We start from the raw sequence: 14,884 nt of genomic DNA, 5'->3' as shown, positions 1-14,884 counted from the left end.
AATTTCCCTCATTGATGAATTATCAGACGTTCAGCGGTGGCACCGCTTTCCCGATCCGTTGGTAGAACTCGCTAACAAAGTGCTCTAATTTACCCTCTTCGATGGCCTTGCGTAAACCCGCCATCAAACGCTGGTAATAGCGCAGATTGTGAATTGTATTCAGGCGCGCGCCCAGTATTTCGTTACAGCGATCAAGATGATACAAGTATGCGCGGCTGTAATTGCGACAGGTGTAGCAATCGCACTCGGCATCCAGCGTTGTGGTGTCATCTTTATACTTGGCATTGCGAATTTTCACCACGCCATCGGTCACAAACAGATGACCGTTGCGCGCATTGCGCGTTGGCATAACGCAGTCAAACATATCGATACCGCGGCGAACGCCTTCCACCAGATCTTCTGGCTTGCCGACGCCCATCAAATAACGCGGTTTGTCTTGCGGAATTTGCGGACAGACGTGCTCCAGGATTCGGTGCATGTCCTCTTTAGGTTCACCCACCGCCAGGCCGCCCACAGCGTACCCATCAAAGCCAATCTCTACCAGACCTTTAACTGAGACATCTCGTAAATCTTCGTAAACACCGCCCTGAATAATGCCGAATAATGCATTTTTATTGCCGAGCGAATCGAAGCGGTCACGGCTGCGCTGGGCCCAGCGTAATGACATCTCCATCGAACGTTTAGCGTAATCCCAATCTGCAGGATATGGCGTACATTCGTCGAAGATCATGACTACGTCAGAGCCGAGATCGAACTGGATCTCCATCGACTTTTCCGGATCGAGGAAAATCGGGTCGCCGTTAATCGGGTTGCGGAAATGCACACCCGCTTCGGTGATCTTGCGAATATCGCCGAGGCTGAATACCTGGAAGCCGCCGGAATCGGTGAGGATCGGCCCTTGCCAGTTCATGAAATCGTGCAGGTCGCCGTGCAGTTTCATGATCTCCTGACCAGGGCGCAGCCACAGGTGGAAGGTGTTGCCGAGCAGGATCTGCGCGCCGGTATCTTTCACTTCTTCCGGCGTCATGCCTTTCACCGTGCCGTAGGTGCCCACGGGCATAAATGCCGGGGTTTCGACTACGCCACGATCAAAGACCAGACGGCCACGGCGCGCGCGCCCGTCGGTAGTATCTAATTCAAATTTCACATTAACCTCATTAGATAATCAGAGAAACAGTCTGATTATTAAGCCCCAACGGTTTCGTCAGGTGCCTGTGGATTACGGGTGATGTACATCGCATCCCCGTAGCTAAAGAAACGATACTGCTCTGCCACCGCGCTGTGATAAGCCGCCATGGTGTGCTGATAACCGGCAAAGGCCGAAACCAACATAATCAGGGTCGATTCCGGCAGATGGAAGTTGGTGATCAGCGCATCGATCACCTGATAGTGATAGCCGGGATAGATGAAAATCTGCGTGTCATCGAAGAACGGGGCAATCAGCGCGTCCTGGCTGGCCTTCGCGGCGCTCTCCAGCGATCGCACTGAGGTAGTGCCCACGGCGACCACTTTGTTGCCGCGCGCTTTACACGCCAGCACCGCATCCACCACATCCTGCGGCACTTCCGCGTATTCGGCGTGCATGATGTGATCTTCGATGGTTTCTACGCGCACTGGCTGGAAAGTCCCTGCGCCGACGTGCAGCGTGACGAACGCCATCTCAACGCCTTTGACTTTCAGCGCCTCAAGCAGCGGCTCGTCAAAGTGCAAACCGGCGGTCGGCGCGGCGACGGCGCCCGGACGCACGCCGTACACGGTTTGGTACAGCTCACGGTCAGCATCTTCATCCGGACGATCGATATAAGGTGGCAGCGGCATGTGGCCGACGCTGTTGAGAATATCCAGCACTGCACGGTCGTCTTCGAAAGCGATCTCAAACAGCGTGTCATGACGCGCCACCATCGTGGCTTTGACGCTTTCGTCATCGCCCAGCAGCAACTCTGCGCCCGGCTTGGGCGCTTTAGAAGCGCGCACGTGCGCCAGCACGCGTTTGTCGTCCAGCATGCGCTCAACCAGCATCTCGATTTTCCCGCCGCTGGCTTTACGGCCAAAGACGCGCGCCGGAATCACGCGGGTGTTATTGAACACCAGCAGATCGCCCGGATTGAGCTTATCCATCACGTCTGTAAATACGCCGTGGCTTAATGCGCCGCTTGGACCATCCAGCGACAGCAAGCGGCAACCGCTTCGCTGCGCCTGCGGATAGTGGGCGATTAAGGATTCTGGCAACTCAAAGGTAAAATCGGCTACGCGCATGCTTCACTTCTTCAGGACTTAAAATCAGGCGGCATAGTCTAGCGGAAAAGCGGCAAATTCTGAACAACTGGCTGAGTTTCTGTGATTCTGCTTATACACAAAATAATTCGAGGTACAGGAAGGCGGCAAATGAGCGAAGCCCGATGAGCTTACTTTAGTAAGTGATTCGGGTGAACGAGAGCAGCCAACGCACCTGTAACTTGAAGTATGACGTGTATATAATGTGCGCCATGAACTTTCTCGCTCACCTTCACCTGGCGCAGCTGGCTAACAGCTCTCTGCTGGGCAATCTCATGGCCGATTTCGTGCGCGGCAACGTGCAATCACAATGGCCTGCGCCGGTGGTGGCTGGCATTGCCATGCATCGTCGCCTCGATGTGTTAACCGATAACCTGCCTGAAGTGCGTATTGCGCGTGAGCTATTTCGCCCGGAAACACGCCGCGTGGCGCCCATCACGCTGGACGTAATTTGGGACCATTTCCTCTCGCTGCACTGGGAGAAAATTCACCCGACACAATCGCTGGTAGCATTTACCGCTGCGGCAGAACAAGACATCGTGCCGCAACTGGCGGGCACGCCGGAAGGTTTTATCGAACTGAATGCAGTGATGTGGCGCGAACGCTGGTTTGAGCACTATGCCGAACCGACGCGGCTGGCGCGGGTGCTAAACGGCATGGCGCACCGCCGTCCGCGTCTGGCCGCGCTGCGCGATTCCTATCAGGATTTTGTTGATCACTATGATCAGCTTGAGCCGCTGTTCTTTCAGTTTTATCCGCGCTTAATGGCCGCCGCGCGGGCGCAGAAATTGTAATATTAGGTAATTCAAGACCTGTCTGTTGGACGGGAAATTTCCCATCCCCTACCCTTCGTGGCCTTAATCTTCGTCACACTTAGGGAAATCTCATGCAGCATCTTATTGCAAACCGGCTCGCAGAAGCCGGTCTTAGTTACACGCACATCATGGCGTTAGGGATAGTGATTGCCATTATCTTTGCCATCTCGTTAATCACTCATGCCATTCTGCACCGCGCCATTTTGCCGCTGCTGCGTCGTTATACCGAGAAAAGCAGCCGTCAATGGCCGAGGGCGCTGATTAACAGCCGCCTGTTTAGCCGCAGCGTATGGCTGATGCAAGGCGTGCTATTCAAATTACAGACCGAACTGTTCCTGCACGACAGTTCTCAGATCTATCCTGCGCTGCTGATTTTCGCCCAGCTGTGGATGATGATCTTCGCTCTGCTGATGCTGTTCTCGCTGCTGGATCTGCTGCAGCAGCTCAGCGCAAACAGCATGCTGGCGCAGCAATTGCCGCTGCGCGGAATTATCCAGAGCGTGAAATTGATCGCCGCCATTTTAATGGTAATCATGATTATTTCGCTGCTGTTGGGTAAATCGCCTGGCGTATTGATCACCGGTCTCGGTGCCATGACGGCGGTGCTGATGCTGGTATTTAAAGATCCGATTCTCGGTCTGGTGGCCGGCATTCAGTTAGCCGCCAATAATATGCTGAAAATGAATGACTGGCTGGAGATGCCGAAATATGGCGCGGACGGTGCGGTTATCGATATTTCCCTGACCACGGTAAAAGTGCGCAACTGGGATAACACCATCGTGACCATTCCGGCTTATGCCTTAATTTCCGATTCCTTTAAAAACTGGCGCGGCATGTCGGAATCCGGCGGACGTCGCATTAAACGCAGCATTAATATCGATACCACCAGCATCACTTTCCTTGATGACGCCATGATGCAGCAGTTGAAAAGTGCGCATCTGCTCACTCCCTATCTGAATAGCAAAAGCGAAGAAGTGGCCGCGTGGAATGCGCAGTTGGGCTGTGATTTGGATTCACCGCTCAATGGTCGTCGTCTGACTAACGTCGGCACCTTCCGCGTCTGGTTGCAAAGCTGGCTGGAGCAACATCCGCGCATTCATAAAGAGATGACGTTAATGGTGCGTCAGTTAGCACCGGGTGAAAACGGTTTACCTGTTGAGGTATACGTATTCACCAACACCACGGTATGGGCGGAGTATGAAAATATTCAAGCGGATATCTTCGACCATATATATGCGGTTCTGCCGACCTTTGGTCTGCGTGTGCACCAATCGCCAACCGGTAATGACATGCGCCAGATCGGCGTGAGAACTCGCCACTAACGCTTCATCCCGCATAACCCGTCAGCGCAAATAAAAATTTCGCTGGCGGGCCTTCTTCCCCTCTTGTCACACGCGAACATCTACGGCTTAATGAAACCTTTCTTAACTTTTGTTAAGTCCGTCACACAGCCAATACGCCATTTTTGGCGTCTGTTGTCGCTTCGCCAGCCTAAAAATCATAAGAGGGAAAGATGTCATCAGCTTCGCTTACCGAACTCGACGCACGTTATCATTTCGCCTGTGATGTTGCCAAAACTGCCGCCAGCCGGGCTTTATCCTGGTATCAGCAACGTCATCAATTAGTGGTTGAGCATAAGAAAGATCTGCAGGATGTGGTCAGCGAAGCCGATCGCAACGTTGAGGAATTGGTCAAGCATCTGATCCACGAACGCTTTCCTGACGATGCGGTGCTGGGCGAAGAGAGCGGCGGCGATACTGCTGGCGCACGCTTTATCTGGGTGATCGATCCGATTGATGGCACCAGCAGCTTCCTTAATGGCTTGCACAACTGGTGCGTTTCGCTGGCGATTGTTTGTGAAAACGAAGCAGTGATTGGCGTGGTGTGCGATCCCAATCATCATGAAACCTTTCACGCCTGCCGAGGCAAAGGTGCCTGGGTAAATGATAAACGCATTCAGGCGCACAGCGCGCAGCAGCTTGATCAGGGATTGCTGGGTTTAAGCAGTTCCAACAGCCAACCGCTTGAACCTCTCACCACTTTTATTGGCGCATTACTGGCGCAGGGCGGCATGTTTATCCGTAACGGTTCGGGAGCGTTGATGAGTGCGTGGGCGGCGGCGGGTCGATTAATTGGTTACTACGAAGCGCATATGAATCCGTGGGATGGCTTACCGGGTATTGTGCTGATGCGTGAAGCGGGCGGCATCACCAACGATTATCTTGGCAATCAGGGTTTGCTGAACGGCAATCCGGTGCTGCTGGCAAATGCGGTGATTTATCCGCAGCTGAAAGCGTTGCTGCCTGCACACGCTTCGATATAATTTTTCTTATTAAGTTAAGCTCGATGAATAATTCGGGCTTAACATTCATATTTATTCACTTAAGATAAGCGCAAGTAATTTCTGAACCTCGATGAGAATTCTCTCTTTTTTCTCTTGACCATCCCACTCTAAATAAAAATGAGATATGCTTCTTCGGTCAAACATCCCTTAGTTATACTTATTTTCTCCTTTTGAAGTCTTTTCGGCGACAGGACGCGCCGAATTATTTTTCTCTAAACGCTATTCGTCCCCACCTAAAATTAATATCAATATGGATTTTGATTATGACATCCTCTCACCGCTATCGTGCGGACATTGACGGCCTGCGCGCTGTTGCCATTATTCTGGTTGTGTTATTCCATTCCGGAGTTTCCACGTTAAACGGCGGTTTTATTGGCGTTGATCTGTTCTTTGTTATTTCTGGTTTTCTGATTGGCGGAATCATTAGCAAAGAAATATCTGAAGGACATTTCTCGTATTATCAATTTTATTTGCGCCGTATTCGCCGTATAGCACCCGCGCTATTTTTTATGATGGCGATATTGCTGTTGCTCGGATTTATTCTGCTTTCACCACTGGAGTTTAGCCAGCTGGCGAAATACAGCGTGGCGGTATTTATCTCCGTGCCCAATATGTTATTGCTGAAAAGTGGTGACTATTTCAGCAGCGATGCCGATCTCAATCCGCTTTTGATGACCTGGTCACTGGGCGTCGAAGAACAATTCTATATCGTGCTGCCGTTTATTCTCCTGCTGGCGACACGCCTTAAGCGCTCAATGGCAAGTGTGGTGCTGGTACTCAGTGCGCTGTCGCTGGCAGCCTGCATCTGGCTGACACCGCTTGCCAGTACCCATGCGTTCTACCTGTTGCCGACGCGTGCGTGGGAAATGGGTGCTGGCGTGCTAATGGCTTTGTGGAAGCCAAAGCCGCTGGAAGGGCGAGCGGCTAACCTGCCCAATCTGCTCGGCTGGCTGCTGATCGTGGCCGCCAGCCTGATGCTCAGTAAACAAGACAGCTTCCCCGGCTGGCTGGCGCTGATCCCGGTACTGGCCGCCTGTCTGATGATTGGCGCACGCGGTGAGCTGAACAAACGATTACTGGAAAACGCGCCGATGCGCTTTATCGGCAAAGTTTCCTATTCCTGGTATTTGTGGCACTGGCCACTGCTCAGCCTGGCGCGCATCTGCAGCGATCACCCGCTCAGCGTCTGGCAAGGATTGGCGATCAGTGGCGTAGCATTGGGCATTGCCTGGCTGTCATGGCGTTTCGTCGAGCAGCCGTTCCGTCAGGCAGGCAGCCGCACGCGTTGGGTTATTCCCGGTTATTGCGCCTCATCGATAATTGCTGCCGCTGCGATGGTGCTGCTGTGGCAAACCGGCGGCATGAAGTCGCGCGTGAGTGATGTGGTGGTGAACGGCGAATCATGGAAGATTGCGGCGCAGCGCAATCCGTGTCTGCTGGATTACGGCGCTAACTTCCCATCGCAACTCGCCGAGTGTCAGCCGGTAACTGATCGTCCCGGCATCGCGTTGATTGGCGATAGCCACGCCGCCGCCCTGCGCAGCTCGGTAACAAGCTACGCATTGCGCCAGGATAAGCCGCTGTTCCAGCTCACCAAAGCCTCGTGCCCTTTCCTGCTTGACGCCACGCGCGTGGTCAGCCAAATGCCAAAACACGCGCAGCAGTGCATCAACTTCAATCAGGAGGTACTGAAGCTGGTGCTGAGCGACAAGATTGATGAAGTGGTGATCAGTGCTTATTGGGCGGCTGGCATGAGCCTGTTGCCGGGCGAAGGTTTCAGCGCCATCGGCGATGCGCAGCAAAGTAATCTGGAAGCGCTCAAACGAGGCATGGACGCCGCGTTGGCACAGCTGCGTCAGGCCGGAAAAAAAGTCACCGTGATTGAGGGAGCGCCAACAATAGAGATCGACCCTTTGCGCTTCAGCCATAACCGCAACATGCCGGTTCGCCGCGAACTGAGCGCTTTACTGGGCAACGGGGAAGCACCGCCGCGATTAAGCGAACGCACCACACTCTTCCAGTTACCTGAAGAAGCGGTTGAGGCATTGTTGAAAAGCTATCAGCAGCAAGAGGTGCGCGTACTATCGCTGCGCGACAATCTGTGCAATGTGCAGGGTTGTATGATCATCAGTGAAGGGTTGCCGCTCTATTACGACCACAATCATCTGAGTCCATTGGGAGGCGAGATTGCGTTAGGAAAGAACTGGTAAAACAGGATGAACGGGATGAACGGGGCGCCGCAAAAAGCGCCCCGTTCACTCATCATCAACTTTTACGCTTTTTCACCAGCGGCCACGCCAGCAACAGCAGCGCAATCCAGCCGAAACCAACGTACAGCGACACGCGCGTATCCGGGAAGTAACCAATCAGTCCAATAATAAACGCCAGGAACAGCACGCCAAACCATGCGGTTGTACTGCCGCCCGGCATGGCAAAATCCAGTTTCCCGGCTTGCTCTTTGCCAATCTTGCGGCGGAAGGCGATCTGCGACAGCAGAATCATGATCCACACCCAAACGGTAGCAAAGGTCGCCAGCGAGGCGATGACCAGGAACACTTTCTCCGGCATCAGGTAGTTGAGATACACCGCGATCAACATCGCCAGCATCATCACCAAAACGGTCACCCACGGAATCCCGCGATTCGATACCTTCTGGAATACCTTCGGTGCGTGGCCCTGCTGCGCCATGCCGTGCAGCATACGTCCCACGCCAAACACATCGCTGTTAATCGCCGACAGCGACGCCGTCAGCACCACGAAGTTAAGGATCGATGCCGCCGCCGCAATGCCCAAATGCTGGAAGGTCAGCACGAACGGACTGCCGGAAGTGCCCACCTGATTCCACGGATAAATCGACATGATGACGAACAGCGTACCAACGTAGAACACCAGAATACGCATCGGTACAGAGTTGATGGCGCGTGGAATCGAGGTCTTCGGATCTTCTGCTTCACCGGCGGTAATGCCGATAATCTCAATCCCGCCGTAAGCAAACATCACCATCTGCAGCGACAGCAGCATGCCGACAATACCGTGCGCGAAGAAGCCGCCGTTGGTCCACAGATTGTGAATGCCGGTCGGCTGGCCGCCGTTGCCGATGCCCCAGAAAATCATGCCGAAGCCAGCGATGATCATGATGATAATGGTGGCGACTTTGAAGAAGGAGAACCAGAACTCCACTTCGCCAAACACTTTCACGCTCATCAGGTTGATGGCGCCGATAATCAGCACCACGCTCAGCACCCAAATCCAGTGCGGCACATCGGGGAACCACACGCCCATGTAGATACCAAAAGCCGTTACGTCGGCAATCGCCACAATCAGGATTTCAAAACAGTAGGTCCAGCCAGTGATGTAACCCGCCAGCGGGCCAAGATAATCCTGCGCATAGCGCGAGAATGAGCTGGCCTGCGGGTTGTTGACCGACATCTCACCCAGCGCACGCATGATGATGTACGCCACCGCACCGCCGATGATGTATGCCAGCAGCACGCTTGGGCCTGCCATTTTGATGGCATCCGCCGAGCCGTAAAACAGCCCGGTGCCAATCGCCGATCCCAGCGCCATAAAGCGAATGTGGCGCGTGCTCAGTCCGCGTTTGAGCTTATTGGTTTCTTGCATAACACTCAGTACCTTGAAAATGAAAAACCACGGGCAAGCCCGTGGTTGGAATTAACAGCAATGTCGCTTACTGATGAACTGCGACCTGCTCACGTCCTTTTGCCCGATCAACTACCGCGGCAATCACCAGCATCGCCAGCGATGGCGGCAACCAGGAAAGTCCCTGATCGGCCAGCGGCAGATGCTGACTGAACAGCGGCAACACGTCTTTAAAGCTGGTGGTTTTGATGGCATCAACGATACCGAACAGCAGGCTTACCAGCATGGTCGGCGCGATGATACGCGAACTTTTGTTCCAGAGCTTCAGCGTGAAGCTCAGGACCACCAGCACGATGCATGGCGGATAAATCGCTGTCAGCACCGGAATCGAGATCTGAATCAGATGGCTCAGGCCGAGGTTCGACACCACCATTGAGAACAGACCCAGAATAAATACCAGCGTTTTATACGACAGCGGAACGTATTGCGCAAAGAATTCTGCACAGGCGCAGGTCAGGCCAACCGCCGTCACCATGCAGGCGACGAAGATCAGCGCGGCGAGGAAGAAGCTGCCCATGCCGCCGAAGGTCTGCTGCACGTATGCATGCAGAATCTCAGCACCGTTGGCGCTCTGCGCCACTAATGCGCCGCTATCGTTACCGAGCTTGAACAGCGTCAGGTAAATCAGCGTCAAACCGATACCAGCGATGATGCCCGCCAACATGGTGTAGCGCGTCAGCAGTTTGGCATCTTCAACACCGCGAGAGCGCGCCGCATTGACGATAACGATACCGAACACCAGCGCACCCAGCGTATCCATGGTCAGATAACCATTGACGAAACCGCTGGAGAAGGCGGCACGCTGATACTCTTCGGTACCCGGCGAAACGCCACCGGCAGGCCAGATCAGTACGGCAACGCCGAGCACAATCAGCGCCAGAATTTTCAGCGGTGCGAGGAAGTGGCCAACGGTATCCAGCAGTTTGCCCGGATACAGCGAGATGCCAATCACCAGCGCGAAGTAAATCAGGCTGTAGATGAACAGCGGCAGCGCGCCATCGCCGGTCAGCGGTGCAATACCAACGGCAAAGGAAACGGTAGCGGTACGCGGCGTGGCAAACAGCGGGCCAACAGCCAGGTAGCAAACGGTCGCCAGCAGCAAGCCTGCGGCTTTACCAATCGGCGAGCTCAGCGCATCAATGCCGCCGCCCACGCGCGCCAGCGCGATAACGGTAATCACCGGTAAGCCAACAGCGGTAATCAGGAAGCCGAAGGCCGCAATCCAAACGTGTTCGCCAGACTGAATCCCCACCATCGGTGGGAAGATGATATTTCCTGCGCCAACGAACAGGGCAAACGTCATGAAGCCCAGCGCCAGGATATCCTTGGAGGTTAAACGATGTGTCATAAACTTCTGTACTGCCTGTAGCTGATGTTGCGGTGGAAGTTGAGTTCGTGTTGTCCTCTGGATGCGCTAAAACAAGGACTTATTCGGCAAGGCCAGCGTGTTATGCGGGACTAATCGTTAAAGCGCAGGTGATTTAATCTACTTTTCTTCTGTTCGCAGAGGGATAAATCGACAACGGCGCAAATTAGAACGTTTATAGCGAAGAAAGGCAATACGGGATCGGAAAACCAGAAGGATATAACAAGATAGCGGGAGAAAGCAGTGAATCACGGTGGAATTGTAGGAAAACACCTCAGATGATTTGCTAAAAGTTTCCTCAGCGCGGGAGATCTCTTTGCATAAATCGACCTGCAGATGCACAAAAGGCGCGATTTACGCGCCTGTTTGGCTAACTTTACGGAATTACCAGACTGTTCTTGCTATATCGACCACCAGACGAATCTTCTGCCACTGCTGCTCTTCGCTCAGGCTGTTGCCCTCTTCGGTAGAAGCAAAGCCACACTGCGGGCTGAGGCAGATTTGATCGAGGCTGACGAACTGTGCTGCTTCCTGCAGACGCGCTTTTACCTGCTCCGCATCTTCCAGCTCGCCGGTTTTGGTGGTGATCAAACCCAGCACCACTTGCTGATGACCAGGCTTGAGGAAGCGCAGCGGCTCGAAGCCACCTGAACGTTCGTTGTCATACTCAAGGTAGAAAGCATCGATATTCACGCCGCCAAACAGCACTTCGGCGACCGGCTCATAGCCACCTTCGGAGATCCAGGTTGAGCGGAAGTTGCCGCGACACACATGCAGCCCGACGGTCAGATCTTCTGGCTTACCTTCCAGCGCGGTATTCAGCACCTCAGCATAGATGCGCGCCAGTTCCTGCGGATCTTCACCACGTTCGCGGATCTGTTGCTGCTGTTCGGTAGAGCACAGATACGCCCACACCGTGTCATCCAGCTGCAGATAACGGCAACCAGCCGCGTAAAACGCTTTAATTGCGTCTTTGTAGGTCTGGGCCAGATCGGCGAAGTAATCTTTCAGATCGGGATAAACCGTGGCATCGATCACCTTGCGGCCACCGCGGAAGTGCAGCACGCTTGGGCTGGGAATGGTCATCTTGGCAACCGCATCGCCCGCTACGCTTTGCAGGAAGCGGAAATGATCCAGCATTGGGTGTTCAGGATTAAAGGCTACTTTACCGGTGACTTTCACGCCGTGCGCTTTGGTCTGCACGCCATTGAACTGAATGCCCTGCTCCGCTTCGAACAGCTCAACGCCGTGCAGATCGCCGAAGAAGTCGAAGTGCCACCATGCGCGACGGAATTCACCATCGGTAACGATCTGCAGACCGTTGGCGCGCTGCTGCTCCACCACATGACGGATTTCACGATCTTCCACCTGACGCAGTTGATCAGCATTGATGTCGCCATTGGCAAACTGCACACGCGCCTGCTTGATGGCAGCGGGACGCAGAAAACTGCCGACGGTATCGGCGCGGAACGGGTTATGACGTGGCATCTTATCTCCTCGCTGAGCGCTTAGTTGCGTCAGGGTATAATTTCGCTGGGTTATTTCAGCCATCTGGACGGCTATATGTCCGAGAAGAATGCCACGCTGTTACAATTTCGGCAACGGAAGAAAATTCAGCTTACATGAAACTATTTCATGTTCAGATGCACGTTCTTCAATTTCCCTCAATGGCCGCCCGCGCTTGCGCCATCTGGCTATCTGACAACGGCAGATAGCCAGCCTCGCTCACCCGACGCTGTCCTTGTGGCGACAACACCTGATGCAGAAAGGCATTAACCAGCGGCGGCAGCGGTTTGCCAGGCGCTTTGTTGACGTAAATATAAAGCGGGCGCGACCACGGATAGCGGCCGCTGCGAATGGATTCGGCATCCGGCATCACGCTGTCGCCATTCGCCGTGACCACCGGCAGCATTTTCACGCCGCTGAGATGAAAGCCAAAACTGGCGTAACCGATGCTGTTAGGCGTGGCGGCAACGGCTTGCACTACCGCAGCGGAACCGGGGAATTCAGCGACGTCAGCACGAAAATCGCCTTTACACAGCGCCTGCTGCTTGAAGAAACCCCAGGTACCCGACGCCGAGTTACGGCCATAACGCTGAATACTACGCGCTGCCCACTGGCTGTCGCTCAAGCCGAGATCGCCCCAGCGCTGCGGCACCTGCTGCCCGCCGCACAGACGCGTAATGGAAAACAGCGCATCGAGTTGTTGCGGCGCGATACGCGGCAGCGGATTGTCCTGATTGACCACCACCACCAGCGCATCCATCGCCACCGGCACCGCCAGCGGCGGATAGCCGTAGCGCGCAATGAAAAGTTGACGTTCGTCGATCTGCATCGGGCGGCTCATCGCGCCCAATTGTGCAGCACCGGCGGCCAGCGCGGTCGGTGCGGTAGACGATCCCGCCGCCTGCACCTGAACGTTCACGCCCGGCGACTGGCGGCTAAAATCCTCGCCCCACAAGGTCATCAGATAACCCAACGTATCCGATCCGACGCTGCTCAGATTGCCGGTTAGCATGGTTTGTTGGCCGTGTGCTAAAGCAGAGCAAAGCAACAAGAGGGATAGCAACAGCGATTTCATTGGCGATTCCGCAATTTAATGAGACGCCTATTCTGGAGCGGCGTGATTTATCGCGCAATAAATTGCGTAAAGGTTGTCAGTTAAGCGCGAAGCGGTCGCCATGAATGGCAACCCTACGAAAATCCCGTAGGGTGCGCATTTATGCGCACCAGGTCGCCATAAATGGCGACCCTACGAGACTTGTAGCGATGGCGAGTCAAAATTATGCCTTGATGGTGCAGCGCGGGTGTTGAGGCGACATCCTAACTCGCTGAACGAATGAGGGATTCCAGGGCGAGCCGCATGGATGCGGCGAGAGGTGGCGCTGAGCAGGAGCGAATCGCCGCCGGTCCGTCAGGAATCGTGATTGAGTGAAGGTACCGCGCAGCGGCGGGTTGGGCTGGCGCAAGGCCCGGGAGTGCAGAGGGCGCGGCCAGGCGCTCTCTGCTCGGTCGCCGCACAAGGGTGCTGCAACTGCCTCAGCTTAGGGCGAACGAAAGCCGCTCTATGCTTAACTGAGCGGCATTACGCCATGGATGTGCAAACCTTAATTAACCCGCTCTTGCAGAGCGCTAGCCACAATCAAGCGTGGTGGCAGCAGGAAGCTGAAACAGGTTTCCTGATGCGGCACGCTGGTGATTTCCAGCCGCGCATTATGATGGCCCAGCGCATGCTTCACGATCGCCAGCCCCAACCCGCTGCCGCCGGTGGCGCGCGAACGCGCTTTGTCCACACGATAGAAACGTTCGGTAAGACGCGGCAGATGCTGTTCGCTGATGCCCGGCCCGTCATCACACACCTTAAACTGCGCGCCTTGTTTGGTGCGCAACCAGCTGATATCGATGCGCGTGCCATCCGGCGTGTGATTCACTGCGTTATAGACCAGATTGGAAATGGCGCTACGCAACTGCTCATCGTTGCCGAACACTTTCAGGTGCGGATCGGTATGGAAATGGATGGTGTGACGTCCCTGACTCAGCGTTTCCGCTTCACGCTGCAACAGCAGCAGCATGCCCGGCACATCCACCGTCTCTTTCAGATCGATGGCTGGCGCCGCTTCGATACGCGACAAGGTCAGCAACTGCTTCACCAGGCTGTCCATGCGACGCGTCTGCTCTTGCATAGTGTGCAACGCCTTGCTGCGCGTGCGCTCGTTCATCACCGCGTCGTCCATCATTTCCAGATAACCCTGTAACACCGTTAGCGGCGTACGCAGTTCATGACTGACGTTGGCAAAGAAGTTGCGTCGCGCGCCTTCCAGCTGGTGCATTTGGGTGACATCACGCGCCACCATCAGCCACTGACCTTCGCTGTAAGGCATCACGCGGAATTCCATATGATGCTGATTATTGAGGATCTGCGTCAGCGGCGTATCGAACTTGCGCTGGCGGATATAGCGGGAGAATTCAGGATAACGCAGTAAATTGAGGATGTTCTGACCGTTATCTTCCGGCCAGCGCAAGCCAAGATGCTGCTGCGCCAAACCGTTGCACCAGAAAATGGTGCCCTCTTCGGTGGTCAGCACCACCGCATCCGGCAGCGATTCGGCACCGCTGCGGAAACGTTTGATCAGATTGCCCAGCTCGCGGCGACGACGCCGGTTGCGTAACTGCATCTGATACAGGCCATAAAACAGCGGTTCCCAGCTGCCGCGTCCGGTGGGCGGCGTCATTGAACGATCGACCCACAACCAGTGCGACAGACGCATCAGATTTCTGAAGTGCCAGAACATCACGCCGGTCACCGCAATCAGCAGCAGCCACGGCAGATATCCGAACAACAGACCCAACACCAGCGCAGGTAAACAGACCAGCGCCAGCTCGGTCAACAATCTCTTCCAGGAGAGTCGTTCCAGCACGGTAAAA

Annotated in this window: 11 protein-coding genes; 4 read left to right on the top strand and 7 right to left on the bottom strand. The window is 54.7% G+C overall.

The window, feature by feature from the left end:
- Positions 1 to 22: 22 nt before the first annotated feature.
- On the bottom strand, positions 23 to 1,147 hold the full coding sequence (tgt, locus tag BM323_RS16840; protein ID WP_008103992.1) for a tRNA guanosine(34) transglycosylase Tgt: 1,125 nt from the start codon (positions 1,145 to 1,147) through the stop codon (positions 23 to 25).
- 38 nt (positions 1,148 to 1,185) lie between these two features.
- Positions 1,186 to 2,256 carry a tRNA preQ1(34) S-adenosylmethionine ribosyltransferase-isomerase QueA gene (gene queA, locus BM323_RS16835; RefSeq protein ID WP_008103994.1) on the bottom strand — a complete coding sequence of 357 codons (1,071 nt, stop codon included), beginning with the start codon at positions 2,254 to 2,256 and terminating at the stop codon, positions 1,186 to 1,188.
- Positions 2,257 to 2,486: 230 nt separating this feature from the next.
- On the opposite strand from queA, the gene BM323_RS16830 reads away from it, so the two are divergent.
- From BM323_RS16830 to BM323_RS16815, 4 genes are all read left to right on the top strand, one after another.
- Positions 2,487 to 3,068, top strand: a complete 582-nt coding sequence (locus tag BM323_RS16830) for an ACP phosphodiesterase (protein ID WP_036648252.1) — start codon at positions 2,487 to 2,489, stop codon at positions 3,066 to 3,068.
- Between the two features lie 92 nt (positions 3,069 to 3,160).
- Positions 3,161 to 4,411 (top strand): mechanosensitive ion channel family protein, encoded by a 1,251-nt coding sequence (locus BM323_RS16825; RefSeq protein WP_008103997.1) that lies wholly within the window; start codon positions 3,161 to 3,163, stop codon positions 4,409 to 4,411.
- Positions 4,412 to 4,602: 191 nt separating this feature from the next.
- On the top strand, positions 4,603 to 5,412 hold the full coding sequence (locus BM323_RS16820) for an inositol monophosphatase family protein (RefSeq protein ID WP_008104000.1): 810 nt from the start codon (positions 4,603 to 4,605) through the stop codon (positions 5,410 to 5,412).
- A gap of 284 nt (positions 5,413 to 5,696) precedes the next feature.
- Entirely contained in the window at positions 5,697 to 7,643 is a 1,947-nt protein-coding gene (locus tag BM323_RS16815; RefSeq protein WP_091004136.1) for an acyltransferase family protein, read from the top strand.
- A 55-nt stretch (positions 7,644 to 7,698) separates the two neighbouring features.
- Here the strand turns inward: BM323_RS16815 and proY are convergent, their stop codons facing one another.
- The 5 genes from proY to phoR form a co-directional block, all read right to left on the bottom strand.
- The gene (gene proY, locus BM323_RS16810; protein ID WP_008104005.1) at positions 7,699 to 9,054 is read right to left on the bottom strand and encodes a proline-specific permease ProY; all 1,356 of its coding nucleotides are present in this window, start codon (positions 9,052 to 9,054) and stop codon (positions 7,699 to 7,701) included.
- Between the two features lie 67 nt (positions 9,055 to 9,121).
- On the bottom strand, positions 9,122 to 10,441 hold the full coding sequence (gene brnQ / locus BM323_RS16805; RefSeq protein ID WP_008104007.1) for a branched-chain amino acid transporter carrier protein BrnQ: 1,320 nt from the start codon (positions 10,439 to 10,441) through the stop codon (positions 9,122 to 9,124).
- A 402-nt stretch (positions 10,442 to 10,843) separates the two neighbouring features.
- On the bottom strand, positions 10,844 to 11,947 hold the full coding sequence (locus BM323_RS16800) for a cobalamin-independent methionine synthase II family protein (RefSeq protein ID WP_008104008.1): 1,104 nt from the start codon (positions 11,945 to 11,947) through the stop codon (positions 10,844 to 10,846).
- Between the two features lie 166 nt (positions 11,948 to 12,113).
- On the bottom strand, positions 12,114 to 13,040 hold the full coding sequence (locus BM323_RS16795) for a PstS family phosphate ABC transporter substrate-binding protein (protein ID WP_008104010.1): 927 nt from the start codon (positions 13,038 to 13,040) through the stop codon (positions 12,114 to 12,116).
- Between the two features lie 526 nt (positions 13,041 to 13,566).
- Entirely contained in the window at positions 13,567 to 14,877 is a 1,311-nt protein-coding gene (gene phoR, locus BM323_RS16790) for a phosphate regulon sensor histidine kinase PhoR (protein ID WP_008106091.1), read from the bottom strand.
- Positions 14,878 to 14,884 lie beyond the last annotated feature (7 nt).

Origin of the sequence: Pantoea sp. YR525 (genome assembly GCF_900116775.1) — a bacterium.
GTDB classification, from domain to species: domain Bacteria; phylum Pseudomonadota; class Gammaproteobacteria; order Enterobacterales; family Enterobacteriaceae; genus Pantoea; species Pantoea symbiotica.
Note: the sequence above shows the minus strand (reverse complement) of the source record. Positions and strands in the feature narration are given on the sequence as shown.

Bases quoted from the DNA above. Each gene is read 5' to 3' on its own strand.
- queA (WP_008103994.1), bottom strand. From the start codon at position 2,256: ATGCGCGTAGCCGATTTTACCTTTGAGTTGCCAGAATCCTTAATCGCC.
- BM323_RS16830 (WP_036648252.1), top strand. From the start codon at position 2,487: ATGAACTTTCTCGCTCACCTTCACCTGGCGCAGCTGGCTAACAGCTCT.
- BM323_RS16825 (WP_008103997.1), top strand. From the start codon at position 3,161: ATGCAGCATCTTATTGCAAACCGGCTCGCAGAAGCCGGTCTTAGTTAC.
- BM323_RS16820 (WP_008104000.1), top strand. From the start codon at position 4,603: ATGTCATCAGCTTCGCTTACCGAACTCGACGCACGTTATCATTTCGCC.
- BM323_RS16815 (WP_091004136.1), top strand. From the start codon at position 5,697: ATGACATCCTCTCACCGCTATCGTGCGGACATTGACGGCCTGCGCGCT.
- proY (WP_008104005.1), bottom strand. From the start codon at position 9,054: ATGCAAGAAACCAATAAGCTCAAACGCGGACTGAGCACGCGCCACATT.
- brnQ (WP_008104007.1), bottom strand. From the start codon at position 10,441: ATGACACATCGTTTAACCTCCAAGGATATCCTGGCGCTGGGCTTCATG.
- BM323_RS16800 (WP_008104008.1), bottom strand. From the start codon at position 11,947: ATGCCACGTCATAACCCGTTCCGCGCCGATACCGTCGGCAGTTTTCTG.
- BM323_RS16795 (WP_008104010.1), bottom strand. From the start codon at position 13,040: ATGAAATCGCTGTTGCTATCCCTCTTGTTGCTTTGCTCTGCTTTAGCA.